Genomic DNA, 14,431 nt, shown 5'->3' on the forward strand with positions numbered 1-14,431 from the left:
CTCGATCGCCAATACGGCGAAAATACCGCGACCAGCGCAATGGGTTAAGCTTGCGCCCATGAACCTCGACACCCGCATCAAGTACCGCCACCTGCTGTGCTTCCTGGAGATTGCCCGGCAGGGCAGCCTGGCCAGGGCTGCCGACGTGCTCGCGATCAGCCAGCCAGCCATCTCCAAGACCCTCAAGGAACTCGAAGCGCTGCTGGAAACGCGGCTGTTCGCGCGCAGCCGCCAGGGCGTCGAGCTGACTGCAGACGGGACTCGCTTCATGCGCTATGCCGGGCCCAGCGTGCAAGCCCTGCGCGATGGCGTCAGCAGCCTGCGTGGCGAAGCGCGGGCACCTTCGCAGGTCCGCATCGGCGTGCTGTCCACGGTCGAAGGCCTGCTCATGCCCGAGGTGTTGTGCCGCCTGCATCAGCGCCATGACGCGCTGGTGGTCAGTGTGGTTACCGGGGTCAGCGCGCAGTTGCTCGGCCAACTGCGCCTGGGCGAGCTGGAGCTGGTGGTCGGGCGCATGACCGACAGCCCACAGATCCAGGGCCTGTCGTTCGAGCACCTGTACAGCGAGTCGATGAGCCTGGTGGTGCGCCCGGGCCACCCGCTGCTGGCCAGCATGCCGGTCGAGCGGGCCCAGGTCGGGCGTTACCCACTGGTGTTGCCGCCAGCCGGCACAACCATCCGCCAGCATGCCGACAGCCTGTTCGTGCAATGCGGCATCCAGATGCCGGCACAGCGCCTGGAAACCCTGTCGCTGGCCCTCAGCCGGCGTTACCTGCTGGGCAGCGATGCGCTGTGGGTGGCACCGCGCGACGCGGTGCTGCTCGACCTGCGGCGCGGCGAGCTGGCCGAACTCGACCTGGGCGTGCGCGAGCCAGGTGGTTCGGTTGGCATCTGCCGCAATGCGGCCTTGCCACAGAGCCTTGCGGGGCAGTGGGTATGCGAGGTGCTGCGCGAGGTGGCCGGGCAGTACCGCGAGGGCGCCTACCCTTGAACAGCAGGGCAGGCGACCCGGGTTGGGTTGCCGTCTGGCCGGTGGAGCCCTGTCAGTAATCAGCAACGCTCATTGCCCTGATTCTCTCATCAGGCGTCCCTGAAGCCTGTTTCCGATAGCCTGGCCATGCGCGGATCAGTATCCCCGCAGCGGCGGATAATGGCGTTATGGTATATCTTGGTCGAGCGAAACGTAACGAAGCATCTTTCGCATCCAATCAAGGCCTTTCTGCCGCGCGCAAGGCTGTGGAACTAATCCATGTCTGCCCGCTCTTATGCCGGTAGCCATCGGTTGGGGACGCCTGATAAGCTCGCGGCTTCTACCCTGATTGCCCTTATGGCGCATGAACAAGGAAATCACATGAAACAGCATCGTTTGGCGGCTGCGGTTGCCCTGGTAGGCCTGGTACTGGCTGGCTGTGATCAACAGACCAGCAGCCCCGAGCTGAAGACTCCGGCGCAGAAAGCCTCCTACGGTATCGGCCTGAACATGGGCAAGAGCCTTGCTCAGGAAGGCATGGAAGACCTTGATTCGAAAGCTGTTGCCCTCGGCATCGAAGACGCCGTCGGCAAGAAAGAACAGCGCATCAAGGATGAAGAGCTGGTAGAGGCTTTCACCGCGTTGCAGAAACGCGCAGAGGAACGCCTGGCCAAGGCCAGCGAAGAAGCCGCCTCTGCCGGCAAGAAATTCCTCGAGGAAAACGCCAAGAAGCCAGGTGTGGTCACCACTGCCTCGGGCTTGCAGTATGAAGTGGTCAAGAAGGCTGACGGCCCGCAACCCAAGCCGACCGACGTGGTCACCGTGCACTATGAAGGCAAACTGATCGATGGCAAGGTGTTCGACAGCTCCGTCGAGCGCGGCAGCCCGATCGACCTGCCAGTCAGCGGCGTGATCCCGGGTTGGGTCGAAGCCCTGCAACTGATGCACGTTGGCGAGAAATACAAGCTGTTCATCCCAGCGGAACTGGCCTACGGCGCACAAAGCCCAAGCCCGCTGATTCCGGCCAACTCGGTGCTGGTGTTCGACCTGGAACTGATCGCCATCAAGGACCCGGCCCAGCTGCAAGGCGCCGAGCCGGGCGCCGAAGCCCCTGCCGAAGCGCCTGCCAAGTAATACCGGCTGGCCCTGCACAAAACGCCCCGTCCCGACGGGGCGTTTTCGTTTGTGCCGGGATGGTTGGACGAACCTGCACCTGCTGATACTGTCCGAGAAATTGCAGCGTGAAGAAGCTGTACGCTGGTGGTGCAAATCGTTTGCGGTGCACCGTACACAGGGTTTGAAACCACTGTGTAAAAAACGCCCGATCTGACCGGGGCCCTTGCCTGGCAGGCACCTGCGGTCGGAAACGTCGCCCTGTTCACAAGGTTATCCACAATAAATGTGGATAACCTTATCCGCCTGGAGGCTCCATGAGCGCACCTTGGAATTTTGCCCGTTTCCTGCCCTTGGCCGAACGCCTGCTCAGCCGTGGCCGGTTACCGGCCCTGCTGTTCGCGGTGGCCCGCAAAGGCCCACGCCTCGGCCAGTTGCGGGAAGATGTAAAGCTGTTGCAGTCGCTGTGCCTGGCCTGGTGGCGTGGCGAGTACCGCGCCATCAGCGCCAAGGCCCTGGTCACCATCGTCGCCGGCCTGCTGTATTTCGTCAGCCCTATCGATGCCATACCGGACTGGCTGCTGGGAGTGGGCTTGCTCGACGACATCGCCGTGCTGGGCTGGGTACTGAAGACCGTGTCTGACGAGCTGGCGCGGTTCAAGGCCTGGCGCGACAGCCAGGCGCCGGAGCGGCTGCGCGTGGTCGAGCGCCTGCCGGCCACGGCGCAAGCCTTGCAGCTGGAGCGCAAGACGCAGTGAAACCGGCCTGAACGACACCTCGGTTGCAGCGCGACTGCACAGACCCCAGAGTTGGTAATATAATTGGCATAAGGGTTATGCCTACGGATTACATGCAGTAATCCTTACTGAGGGGGTTGTATGGGTATTCAGGTCATCAGCCGGGACGGTCAACCCGAGTACGCCGTGGTTCCCTGGGAGCAATACCAGGCGCTGCTCAAGGCAGCGGGGCAGGCGCCTGCCGAGGCGGCTGCGAGTGACCCGGGCAGCGCCGCTGCCAGCGCGCCATTGCCGGCATTCAGTGAGGTGGCGCAGATTCGCCAGGCCAAGGGCATTGCCCCTGAGCAACTGGCGCGCAATGTCGGTGTAAGCCCGGCGTACCTGGCCATGATCGAAGCGGGCGAACGCCAACCGGACGCGGCCATCCGCCGCGCCCTGGCCTGGCACCTGGGCGTGGCTGGCTGGAGCGAGCCATCATGAGCCAGGTCAGGATCAGCCGTCAGCACTGGGATAACCTGCTGGGTGAGCTTGATCTGGCCCGCCGTCAACGTCACTTGTTGACCTACCGTGCGCTGATCGAGCGTTTGCAACTGCCCAGCCCGGCCATGCAGACGCTGACTGCGGCGCTGGAGTACCTGGCAGTGCTGGATGCCCGCGCCGAGCAGCCCTTGCGCAGTTCGCTGGTCATCAGCCAGGGCGCCAGCCGCTTGCCGCGTACCGGCTTTTTCGAATGCGTGGAGCGCCTGGGGCGCTTTTCCGGGCCGGTCGATGGCATGGAGGCAGCCTCCTGGCATGCCTCCGAAGTCGTTCGGGTATTCGAATACAGCTACCCCGAAACGGCCTGATTGGTTACCTGTGCCGGCCCTATCGCCTGCACAGGCAGTGCATACCTGTGAATCAGGCCACAAGCCCTGCCTTCGCTATCCACCACTTGCAAGGCATCCAGGTGCTGGTGGCGACCAAACAACTCCAGCAACTGCCCGATCGTCGCATTCAGCTGCACGCTAGGCTGTTCGGCCAGCCGTACACTCATCGCCACCGGTAGCGCCTGGCTTTCGCGCACTCCCACCTCCTGCGGCCGCCCCAGCAGATAGCCCTGCACCAGGTCCACACCCATCTCGACCAGCACCGCCAGCTCCTCTGCCAGCTCGATCCCTTCGGCAATTACCTGCGCCTTCGATGCCCTGGCAATCTGCAGGATCGAACCGACGAACTCGCGCTTGAGCGGGTCGCGGTGAATGCCGTCGATGAAGTGGCGGTCGATCTTCACGTATTCCGGGCGCAGTTCCGACCACAGGCGCAAGCTGGAATAGCCTGCCCCGAGGTCGTCGAGGGCGATCGAAAAGCCCATGTCACGGTAGTGGTGCAGGGCATTGGAGAGCAGCTGGAAGTCGTCGGTCGGGGTATGTTCGGTCAGCTCGATCACCACCCGGCTGGGCGCCAGGCCGACCTGCTCGAGCAGTTTCAGGGTCTGGCCGGACGGGTAGTCCGGCTCCAGCAGCGACTCCGGCGAAACATTGAGAAACAGCTGGCCTTGCAACTGCTGTTCGCTGAACCGGCGACAGGCCGACTCCCGGCAGGCGGCCTCCAGCTCGGTCAGGCGCCCGGCCTGGCGGGCGATGGTAAACAGGTTCAGCGGGGCGTGCAGCGGGCTGTTGGACGGGCCGCGGCTCAGCGCTTCGTGGCCGAACACCCGTTGCTCGCTCAGGCGCATGATCGGCTGGAACAGGCTGTGAATGCTGCGTTGAGCCAGGATGGCACTCAAGGCACTGAGCTGTTCGGCGACGGTCATGATGGATTCCTGAAAATGAAAGGGCCGGACGCTTGCACGTCCGGCCCCTCTATTTCACGACAGCGCGATGACTGTTTGATGACAGGTCACATTAATTTGCCATCATTGCTGCCGTTGCTTACTTCTTGGCCACCTTGGTGCTTGCACTGAGGTAGTCGATCAGGATGCGGCCGGTTTCCGCCAGGTAGGCGTCGTCTTCCGGCTTGGTGTTTTCATCCTCGGTCGGCAAGGCGTCTTCGTCCTCTTTTTTCAGCTCTTTCAGCGGCTCTTCACCCTTGGCCTTGCGGCGGATGTTTTCCAACGCCAGCTGCTTGGCCTCGATTTCATCATGGCGCGCGCGGCGGTCCTGTTCGTTGAGGCTGACGGTTTTCTCGTTTAGCAGCTTCTGGGTCAGGGCCAGGCGGTCGCGGATATAGGTAAATTCCGCGTCCTTGTCGCTGCGCGCTTCATGCTGCGCCTTGAGCTGGGCCAGGAACGGCTTGAACGGGTCGGCCGCCGGCTTGACCACCGGGCGGATGGTGTCCCACGGCATGGCTTCGGGCAGCGCACTCTCGCCGATTTCCTTGGTGTCGATGATCGACGGGTAGTCGATATCCGGCAGCACGCCCTGATGCTGGGTGCTCTGCCCGGAAACCCGGTAGAACTTGGCCAGGGTCAGCTTCAGTTCGCCATGGTTGAGCGGCTGGATGGTCTGCACGGTGCCTTTGCCGAAGGTCTGGCCACCGATGATCAGGGCCCGGTGGTAGTCCTGCATGGCGCCGGCAAAGATTTCCGACGCCGAAGCCGACAGGCGGTTGACCAGCAGGGCCAGCGGGCCCTTGTAGAAGGCGCCGGGGTTTTCATCCTCCAGCACGTCGACACGGCCGTCGCTGTTGCGCACCAGCACGGTAGGGCCTTTCTCGATGAACAGGCTGGTCAGTTCGGTGGCTTCCTGCAACGAGCCGCCGCCGTTGTTGCGCAGGTCGATGACCACGCCGTCGACTTTTTCCTTCTGCAGTTCGGTGAGCAGCTTCTTCACGTCACGCGTGGTGCTCTTGTATTCCGGGTCACCGGCGCGGTAGGCCTTGAAGTCCAGGTAGAAGGCAGGGATCTCGATGATGCCAAGCTTGTAGTCACGCCCATCCTGCTTGAGCTTGAGCACCGACTTCTTCGCCGCCTGCTCTTCGAGCTTCACCGCTTCGCGGGTGATCGAGACGATCTTGCTGGTCTGGTCGCTAGGTGCGTTGCTGGCCGGGATGATTTCCAGGCGCACCACCGAACCTTTCGGGCCACGGATCAGCTTGACCACTTCGTCCAGGCGCCAGCCGACCACGTCGACCATTTCCTTGTTGCCCTGGGCCACGCCGATGATCTTGTCGGCCGGGGCCACCTGCTTGGTCTTGGCCGCTGGGCCTGCCGGTACCAGGCGCACGATCTTGACCTGGTCGTTGTCGCTTTGCAGTACCGCGCCGATGCCTTCGAGCGACAGGCTCATGTTGATGTCGAAGTTTTCCGCGTTGTCAGGCGACAGGTAGTTGGTGTGCGGGTCGTAGGACTGGGCGAAGGTATTGATATAGGCCTGGAAGATATCCTCGGCACGTGTCTGGTCCAGGCGCGCCAGCTGGTTCTTGTAGCGCTTGGTCAGGGTTTCCTGGATCTGCTTGGGTTCCTTGCCGGCGATCTTCTGGCGCAGCACCTCGTCTTTCACCCGCTTGCGCCACAGCTCGTCGAGCGCGGCCTGGTCCTTCAGCCATGGGGCGTCCTTGCGGTCGATCAGCAAGGTCTCTTTGGCGCTGAAGTCGATCTTGTCCACGCCCTTGTCCAGCTCGGCCAGGGCGAAGTCCAGGCGTTGCTTAACGCGGTCGAGGTAGCGTTTGTAGATGGTGAAGCCCGGGTCCAGGTTGCCGCTCTTGAGGAAATCGTCGAATTGCGTTTTCCACTTGTCGAATTCGGCGATGTCGGCGGCGGTGAAGTAGCTGCGCGCCGGGTCCAGCAGCTTGATGTAGCTGTCATAGATGATGGCCGAACGGGCATCGTCCAGCGGCGGCTTGCTGTAGTGATGGCGCTTGAGCAATTCCACCACGTTGAGGCTGGCGACGATCTCGTCACGGTCCGGCTGCAGGCTGTCCCACTTGTTGGCGGCCGCCGCATTGCCGCCGAGCGTGAGGCTGCCCAGGCCGATCATCAGCGCCAGGGCGGTGCTTGGGAGGAAATGCTTCATGCTGATTCGACGTGGAGGCAATTGATCACGCATAGTAGGCCGTCTTTTCCGTTCGCCGGTTGCAAAAAACCGGACGCATACTGCAAAAAGCCTGGGACATAGCATTCCCAGGCTCGGTCATATGATTCAACTATGGAGGCACTGTGAAGGCATTGCAAGGCGTTGACGGACATGTGGCCTGGGTCGAGGCCGAACGCCCGGCCTGTGACGCGGGCCAAGTGCGCATTCGCGTGGCCGCAGCGGGGCTGAACCGCGCCGATCTGCTGCAGATGAAGGGCCTGTACCCGCCGCCGCCAGGGGCCAGCCCGTACATGGGCCTGGAGTGCGCCGGGGTGGTCAGCGAAGTGGGGGCGGGCGCCGACTGGCGGGTTGGCGACCGGGTTTGCGCGCTGCTGGCCAGCGGCGCCATGGCCGAAGAAGTGGTGGTGGACGCTCGCCACGTGCTGCCGGTGCCCGAGGGCCTGAGCCTGCATGAAGCTGCAGCGTTGCCAGAGGTCTACGCCACCGCCTGGTTGAACATTTTCCAGCTTGGTCGGGTGAAGGCTGGCGAGAAGGTGTTGGTGCACGCTGGCGCCAGTGGCGTTGGTTCGGCCGCCATCCAGCTGTGCAAGGCGTTCGGTAGCCCGGTGTGGGTCAGCGTCGGTTCACAGGACCGCCTGGCCTATTGCGAGGCGCTGGGGGCTGCCGGTGGTGTGGTACGCAACGAGAACCTGGAGGCGTTGGAAGCAATCGGCCCGTTCGATGTGATTCTCGACCCGGTGGGGGCCAGCTACGGTGAGCTCAACCTCAAGCTGCTGGCACGTGATGGCCGCTGGGTGATCATCGGCCTGATGGGCGGGCGCAAGTTTGAACTGGACCTGGCACAGGTGTTGGGCAAGCGTCTGGAAATCACAGGGTCCACGCTGCGCAACCGCGATGACGGCTTCAAGGCCGAGCTGCTGCGTGAGCTGCAGCAGCAGGTGTGGCCGCTGTTTGCCGAAGGGCGCCTGTCGCCCCAGTTGGTCGACACCTACCCGGTGGAGTTCGCCCAGGCGGCGTATGCCGAGCTGGAGAGCAACCAGGTGTCAGGCAAGCTGGTGATGGTCATCGACCCGAGCCTGGTGTAAGCAGGCCCGGCCCTTTCGCGGGCACGCCCGCTCCCACAGGCACCCCGGAATATTCAAGTTGTGGTGATTCCTGTGGGAGCGGGCGAGCTCGCGAAGAGGCCCACGCAAATCTTCAGGTCCAGCTCAGAATCGGCCAGCCATTGATCTCGGCATGCTCGCGCAACACCGCATCCGGATTCACCGCATGCGGGAAGTCCACTTTCAGCAACAACGGCAAGTCATTGCGCGAGTCGGAATAGAAACTCGCCCCTTCCAGGTTCTCCTGTTCCTGATCCAGCCACTCCAGCAGCCGGGTGATCTTGCCCTCGCGGTAGGTCAGCACCCCATGGGTCTGGCCGGTATACACCCCGTTCACCGCCTCCAGCTCGATCGCCAGGTACTCGTCCACGCCCAGCCGCGCTGCAATCGGCCCGACCAGGTGCGTGCCCGAAGCGGAAATGATCAGGATCCGGTCCCCGCGCTGGCGGTGCTCGGCAATGCAGCGGCAGGCATCGCCATAGATGATTGGCTCGATCACTTCCTCGACCCACGGCTCGACCAGGTGCTGGACCTCTTCCAGGGTGCGCCCGGCAATCGGTTCCAGGCTGAAGGCCATGTACTCCTCCATCCTCAGGTGGCCTCTGCCATAGGCCTCCATCAGTTCATGGTCACGGCGCAGGAAGGCCTTGCCGTCGACCCAGCCCAGCCGGGCCATCTGCTCGCTCCACAGCGACGCGCAGTCGCCGTGGATCAGGGTTTCGTCCAGATCGAAAATTGCCAGTGCCATGGGTAACTCTCCTTAGGCCACTTCCCGTAGCGCCGTGGGGTCGATCGACAGGCTTACCCGCTGCCCGTCCGCGTGCAGGTCGGCCGCCGAGCGGTTGAGCACGTCGACCACCAGCTCGACCTCGCGCACCCGGACCCGATAGCGAATCACGTTGCCCAGCAGGCTGTGGCTGCGCACTTCCGCGTCCAGTGCGCCGTCGCGGCCCAGGGTGATCGATTCCGGGCGGATCGCCAGGCGGCTGGCCACCGGGCGCTGCAGCAGGCGGCTGGCGCTGTCGGCGTCGAGCAGGTTGTAGTTGCCGATGAAGCCGGCGGCAAACAGGTCCACCGGCGCGGTGTAGAGGGTTTCGGCATCGCCGCTCTGGACGATGCGCCCCTGGTTCATCAGGAAGATGCGGTCGGACATGGTCAGCGCTTCTTCCTGGTCGTGGGTGACAAAGATGGTGGTCAGGCCCAGTTCACGCTGGATGGCGCGAATCTGCTCGCGCAGGTGCTTGCGAATGCGCGCATCCAGCGCCGACAGCGGCTCGTCGAGCAGCAGCAGGCGCGGGCGGGTGACCAGCGAACGGGCCAGGGCCACGCGCTGGCACTGGCCACCGGACAGCTGGTGCGGGTAGCGCCCGGAGAAGTTGCCCAGCTCCACCAGCTCCAGTGCTTCACGCACACGCTGCTGGCTTTCATCGGCCTTGACCTTCTGCATGCGCAGGCCGAAGGCCACGTTCTGCTCAACGGTCATGTTGGGGAACAACGCATAGCTCTGGAACACCATGCCGATACCGCGCTTCTGCGGGCTGACCGGCACGATGTCCTGGCCATCGAGAACAATCTTGCCGCCGTCCACCGGGGTCAGCCCGGCAATGCAGCGCAGCAGGGTGGACTTGCCGCAGCCGGACGGGCCGAGCAGGGTGACGAACTCGCCGCGTTCGATATGGCAGTCGATGTTCTCGAACACCGGGCTGCCGGCGTAGCTTTTTTGCAGGTTCTGTACGCTGACGAAGCTCATGTCAGGTTTTGTCCTTGTTCAGGCGGTTGGCGACCCAGGTCAGTACCAGCACGAAGGCGAAGTACGAGATCACCAGCGCGCTGTTGAAATGGCCGCTGCTGTTGCGCATGTTGTTCAGGTACACCTGCAAGGTCTCGTAGCGGGTGCCGACCAGCAGGTTGGCAAACACGAATTCGCCGAACAGGAACGAGAACGACAACAGCAGGGCTACCATCAGGCCCTTGCGCAGGTTGGGCAGCACCACCAGCAGCGCCGCCTGCCAGGTACTGGCACCGAGCAGTTGGGCGGCGTCCATCAGGTCGCGCAGGTTGATCGCCTGCAGGTTGTTGGTGATGGCCCGGTACATGAACGGCAGGGCGATGGTGAAATAGCAGCCGATCAGGATCCAGGGCGTGCCGACCATCGCCATGGGCCCGCTGCCGTACAGCTGCAGCAGCCCCACCGAGGACACCACCGGCGGTACCGCGAACGGCAGCAGGATGAGGATGTTCATCAGCGCGTCGAGCCTGGGGAAGTGGTAGTGCACCACGAACAGCAGCGGCAGGATCAGCACCACCGACAGCAGCAGTGCGCCCACGCACACCAGCAATGACTGGGCAAAGGCGGCCAGAAAGCGCGGTTCGCTCCACAGCGCCAGGTACCACTTGAAGGTCAGCCCGCTGGGCAGCAGGCTGGCCGACCAGCTGGTGGCCAGCGAGTAGAGCAGGGTGCCGGCCAGAGGCAACAGCAGGATGAGGAACAGCAGGTAGACCACGGCGCGGTGATACCAGCCGCCGGAGCGCGTGTCAGCGTGCATGGTAGCTCCTTTTCAGCAGCCATTGGTGCACCACCGTGACCAGCGTCATCAGCCCCACCAGGACCATGGCCAAGGCGCTGGCCAGGTTGGGGTCGAGGCTGATGTCACCGGCCACCAGGCCAGCGATGCGGATCGGTAGTACGTTGAAATTGCCGGTGGTCAGCGCGTACACGGTGGCGTAGGCACCGAGGGCATTGGCCAGCAGGATGACGAAGGTGCCCAGCAGTGCCGGGGTCAGCACTGGCAGGCCGATGTGCCGCCAGAACTGCCAGTGGCTGGCGCCCAGCAGCGCGGCCGACTCGCGCCAGTCTTCACGCAGGGCGTCGAACGCCGGGTACAGCAGCAGCACGCCAAGCGGGATCTGGAAGTAGGTGTACACCAGGATCAGCCCGCTTTTGGAGTAGATGCTGAAGTCTTCCAGCAGGCCGGCCTGCTTCAGCAGCAAGGTCAACGCGCCGTTGAAGCCGAGCAGGATGATGAAGGCGAAGGCCAGCGGCACCCCGGCGAAGTTGCTGGTCATGTTGGCGAAGGCGCTGACGAAGTCGCGCAGCTTCGAGTCCACCTGGCGTAGCGAGTAGGCGCCGAGGGTGGCAATGACGATGCCGAACAGGCTCGACCAGAAGCTGATCTCCAGGCTGCGTTGCAGGGCCTGCAGGTAGAACTTCGAGGCGAACACCTTGCTGAAGTTGGCCACGCCCCAGCCCGCTTCCGATTGCAGGCTATTGATCGCCACCCAGGCCAGCGGGGCGATCTGGAAGATGACGAAGAACACGGCGAACGGTAGCAGGCAGAGCAGGGCCAGGTAGCGGCCACGGTTGCTGCTGCGCTTGGGGGCAATCACTTCAGCAACTCCCGGCAGACGCTCTTGTCATGCGGCGCACCCAGCAGCTCGCAGATGGTCCCGCACAGCTCGGTCTGCAGCGGCTTGGCTGCCGGGTCCAGGCTGAACGCATCGCCGAAGACGAACAGCGGTACTTCGCGCTCCTCGGCGAGCAGGCCGTTATGCGAGCGGTCGTTGTTCATGCCGTGGTCGGCGGTGACCAGCACCTGGTAGCCCTCGGCGAGCCAGCCCGGCAGGTAGTCGGCCAGCAGGATATCGGCGCTGCGCGCGGCGTTGCGGTACTGGCTGCTGTCCAGGCCATGATGGTGGCCGACATCGTCGATGCTCATCGGGTGCACCAGCAGGAAGTTGGGGGTATGGCGGCGGCGCAGGTATTCGCCATCGGCCAGCAGGTGCGAATCGGGGTAACGGTCGTCCCAGTAGAACAGCCCATGCTGGATCGGCAGCTTGGGGGCGTGGGTGTGGCGGTCGCGCTGCGGGTCGAAGGGCGAGCGGTTGTACAGCTCGCTGATCCAATGGTAGGCCGCCGCAGCAGTGCTCAGGTTGGCTTCGCGGGCGTAGTGGAACACGCTGCGCTGGCTGGACAGGCGGCTGACCTTGTTGTGCACGATGCCGCTGTCGATCGGCGGCACACCGGTGAGAATGCACTCGTACAGCGGCCGCGACAGCGATGGCAGCTCGCATTCCACGCGGTACAGCGCGGCGCGGTCAGCCTCGACATAGGCATGCAGGTGGCCCATGGCATGGTGGGCGACCTGGTAGTTGAGGCCGTCGAGCAGGACCAGGATGACGTTGTGTTGCATGGTGGCTCCAGTCATATACGCGTTGGCTTCTTCGCGAGCTCGCCCGCTCCCACAGGTACTGCACAAGCCTCAAACCTGTAGAGGTCCTGTGGGAGCGGGCGTGCCCGCGAAAAGGCCGGATCAGGCACTGCAAAAGCTAGCCATTTACTCCATCTCGATGATCACTTGCTCCTGCCACATCTGCGGCAGTGCCTTGGAGGTCTTTTCCCAGGCTTCGGCATTCTTGATCGGCTGCGCCGCCTTGTACTGCTCGTTGGGCAGCAGCTTGGCCTGGACATCGTCCGGCAGCTTCAGGTGCTCGGCACGGATCGGCCGCGCATGCCCTTTGGCCAGGTTGATCTGCCCGGCATCGCTGAAGATGTACTCGCGTGTCAGCTTGGCCGCGTTCGGGTGCTTGGCATACTTGTTGATGATGGTGGTGTAGCCGGAGATTACCGAGCCGTCCGATGGGATCAGCACTTCGAAACGCTTGGGGTCGATCTGTTCGCGGTAGCTGAGGCCGTTGAAGTCCCATACCACGCCAACTTCCACCTCGCCCTTTTCCAGGGTCTGGATAGTCGGGTTGGCCAGCGACAGGCGCTTCTGCTGGGCCAGTTTGGTGAACAGTTGCAGGCCCGGCGCCACGTTGTTCTCGTCGCCCTTGTAGGCGATGGCCGCGGCCAGCACGCCGTTGGCGGCCTGGGCGGCGGTACCGACATCGCCGATAGCGACCTTGTACTTGCCTTTTTCCAGGTCATGCCAGGTTTTCGGGCGCTCGCTTTCCTTGACCAGGTCCTTGTTGATGATGAAGGCGATGGTGCCGGTATAGGCCAGCGCCCAATGGCCGTCCTGGTCCTTGGCCCAGGCCGGTACCTGCTCCCAGGTGCTGGGCTTGTAGGGCTGGCTCACGCCCTTGGTCACGGCGATCGGGCCGAACGCGGCACCGACGTCGCCGATGTCGGCGCTGGCGTTGTCCTTCTCGGCTTCGAACTTGGCAATTTCCTGGGCCGAGCTCATGTCGGTGTCGCTGTGCTTGAGCCCGTACTTGCTGGCCAGGTCTTCCCAGGTGCCTTTCCAGTTGGCCCAGGCATCGGGCATGCCCACGCTGTTGACGTTACCTTCCTTGCGGGCCGCGTCTTCCAGGGCCTTGAGGTCGGTACCGGCGGCCATGGCCGTGGTGCACAGGGCGATGGCCGAACCGAGCAGTGACGCCATGAAGAACTTTTTCATCCGAAGCTCCTTTGGGTGAGTGCCTTGCGAATCGTTGTTATGAGTAAAGCCGTTGCCTGAGACCCCTTGGTCTAGGTCAGCAAACCTTGAGCCAAGGTAGGCCGCTTGCGTGACAATTTGATGTAGGGCAAAGCCCGCGCCGGTGTAAGCGGGTTCCTGGCAGTACAGCGTAGACCATGGCCAGTCCCCGGTTTTGCGGGGCTGGCCCGATTCTGGCAGTGCGTCTGGTGCAGCTTTGTCACAGGATGTTCATCAGCCCTGCCTAGGCTTGCACTATTCTCCAGATGCCCCGTTATGGGGCTGGACTAGTCCAGATAGGTAACCTTTGATGCAGTCGATGCCTCCGCGTGCGGTAACAGCCATCTGCCATGCCCTGCAGGAGCAGATCGAGCACGGCCTGTTGGCGCCGGGCGGCAAGCTGCCGGCGGAACGCAGGCTCAGCGAGGTGTTCGACACCACCCGCATCACCTTGCGTGAAGCGTTGGTGCAGCTGGAAGCCCAGGGGCTGATCTACCGCGAAGAGCGGCGCGGCTGGTTCGTCGCGCCCGAGCGGCTGACCTACGACCTGATCCAGCGCAGCCACTTCCACGCCATGGTGCGTGACCAAGGGCGGGTGGCCAGTACCGAATTGCTCTCCGCGCGACTGCAGCCGGCCTCGGCCGCCATTTGTGCGCGCCTGCAGTTGCCGGCGTTGTCCAGCGTGGTGCGCATCTGCCGGTTGCGGCGGATCGACGGGCGGGCGGTGCTGTATGCCGAGCATTACCTCAACCCGCGGTATTTCCCGGCGATCCTCGAACAGGACCTGGCCCAGTCGCTGACCGAGATCTATGGGCGGGTGTATGGCATCCAGTATGGGCAGGTGTGCTTCGAGATCTGGCCGACGGCGTTGCCGGTGGAGGCGGCCAGTGCGTTGAAAGTGTCGGCGGGCAGCCCCGGGTTGCATATCACCCGGGTCAACAGCGACCAGCATGGAAACCTGATCGACTGCGACCTGGAGTATTGGCGGCATGATGCCATCCGCATTCGTGCCCAGGTGGGTTGATCATGGTTTTTGGGGCTGCTGTAGGAGCGGCCTTGTGTCGCGATGGGGCGCGAA

15 protein-coding genes are annotated in these 14,431 nt (G+C 63.5%); 7 read left to right on the top strand and 8 right to left on the bottom strand.

Annotated elements, in window-relative coordinates; translation table 11 throughout:
• The first annotated feature begins 58 nt into the window (after positions 1-58).
• The 5 genes from pcaQ (at position 59) to HG549_RS06580 (ending at position 3,665) form a co-directional block, all read left to right on the top strand.
• Positions 59-991: a pca operon transcription factor PcaQ gene (gene pcaQ, locus HG549_RS06560; RefSeq protein WP_170028754.1), complete on the top strand. Its 933-nt coding sequence runs from the start codon at positions 59-61 to the stop codon at positions 989-991.
• 360 nt (positions 992-1,351) lie between these two features.
• Positions 1,352-2,104, top strand: a complete 753-nt coding sequence (locus tag HG549_RS06565) for an FKBP-type peptidyl-prolyl cis-trans isomerase (RefSeq protein WP_170028755.1) — start codon at positions 1,352-1,354, stop codon at positions 2,102-2,104.
• A gap of 296 nt (positions 2,105-2,400) precedes the next feature.
• Entirely contained in the window at positions 2,401-2,841 is a 441-nt protein-coding gene (locus HG549_RS06570) for a YkvA family protein (RefSeq protein WP_170028756.1), read from the top strand.
• Between the two features lie 120 nt (positions 2,842-2,961).
• Complete coding sequence (locus HG549_RS06575) at positions 2,962-3,300, top strand: helix-turn-helix transcriptional regulator (RefSeq protein ID WP_170028757.1); 339 nt, start codon at positions 2,962-2,964, stop codon at positions 3,298-3,300.
• Positions 3,297-3,665, top strand: a complete 369-nt coding sequence (locus HG549_RS06580) for a hypothetical protein (protein WP_013971408.1) — start codon at positions 3,297-3,299, stop codon at positions 3,663-3,665. Before HG549_RS06575 ends, HG549_RS06580 begins: the two co-directional genes overlap by 4 nt.
• Here HG549_RS06580 and HG549_RS06585 read toward each other — a convergent pair.
• Complete coding sequence (locus HG549_RS06585; protein WP_170028758.1) at positions 3,647-4,612, bottom strand: EAL domain-containing protein; 966 nt, start codon at positions 4,610-4,612, stop codon at positions 3,647-3,649. The two genes, HG549_RS06580 and HG549_RS06585, sit on opposite strands and share 19 nt — an antisense overlap.
• A gap of 118 nt (positions 4,613-4,730) precedes the next feature.
• Complete coding sequence (locus tag HG549_RS06590) at positions 4,731-6,812, bottom strand: carboxy terminal-processing peptidase (RefSeq protein WP_170028759.1); 2,082 nt, start codon at positions 6,810-6,812, stop codon at positions 4,731-4,733.
• A gap of 143 nt (positions 6,813-6,955) precedes the next feature.
• Here HG549_RS06590 and HG549_RS06595 point away from each other — a divergent pair, with 143 nt between their 5' ends.
• Complete coding sequence (locus HG549_RS06595) at positions 6,956-7,918, top strand: NAD(P)H-quinone oxidoreductase (protein WP_170028760.1); 963 nt, start codon at positions 6,956-6,958, stop codon at positions 7,916-7,918.
• 112 nt (positions 7,919-8,030) lie between these two features.
• On the opposite strand, the gene HG549_RS06600 is transcribed toward HG549_RS06595, so the two are convergent.
• The 6 genes from HG549_RS06600 to HG549_RS06625 form a co-directional block, all read right to left on the bottom strand.
• The gene (locus tag HG549_RS06600; RefSeq protein ID WP_170028761.1) at positions 8,031-8,684 is read right to left on the bottom strand and encodes an HAD family phosphatase; all 654 of its coding nucleotides are present in this window, start codon (positions 8,682-8,684) and stop codon (positions 8,031-8,033) included.
• Positions 8,685-8,696: 12 nt separating this feature from the next.
• Positions 8,697-9,686: an ABC transporter ATP-binding protein gene (locus tag HG549_RS06605; protein ID WP_170028762.1), complete on the bottom strand. Its 990-nt coding sequence runs from the start codon at positions 9,684-9,686 to the stop codon at positions 8,697-8,699.
• 1 nt (position 9,687) lies between these two features.
• Entirely contained in the window at positions 9,688-10,482 is a 795-nt protein-coding gene (locus HG549_RS06610) for an ABC transporter permease (protein ID WP_170028763.1), read from the bottom strand.
• Positions 10,472-11,323, bottom strand: a complete 852-nt coding sequence (locus HG549_RS06615; RefSeq protein WP_170028764.1) for an ABC transporter permease subunit — start codon at positions 11,321-11,323, stop codon at positions 10,472-10,474. Before HG549_RS06615 ends, HG549_RS06610 begins: the two co-directional genes overlap by 11 nt.
• Positions 11,320-12,126 (bottom strand): alkaline phosphatase family protein, encoded by an 807-nt coding sequence (locus tag HG549_RS06620; protein ID WP_170028765.1) that lies wholly within the window; start codon positions 12,124-12,126, stop codon positions 11,320-11,322. Before HG549_RS06620 ends, HG549_RS06615 begins: the two co-directional genes overlap by 4 nt.
• 144 nt (positions 12,127-12,270) lie before the next feature.
• Positions 12,271-13,335: an ABC transporter substrate-binding protein gene (locus HG549_RS06625; RefSeq protein ID WP_170028766.1), complete on the bottom strand. Its 1,065-nt coding sequence runs from the start codon at positions 13,333-13,335 to the stop codon at positions 12,271-12,273.
• A gap of 328 nt (positions 13,336-13,663) precedes the next feature.
• On the opposite strand from HG549_RS06625, the gene HG549_RS06630 reads away from it, so the two are divergent.
• Positions 13,664-14,377: a UTRA domain-containing protein gene (locus tag HG549_RS06630; RefSeq protein WP_170028767.1), complete on the top strand. Its 714-nt coding sequence runs from the start codon at positions 13,664-13,666 to the stop codon at positions 14,375-14,377.
• Positions 14,378-14,431 lie beyond the last annotated feature (54 nt).

The organism is Pseudomonas sp. SK (assembly GCF_012975065.1).
GTDB classification, from domain to species: domain Bacteria; phylum Pseudomonadota; class Gammaproteobacteria; order Pseudomonadales; family Pseudomonadaceae; genus Aquipseudomonas; species Aquipseudomonas anuradhapurensis.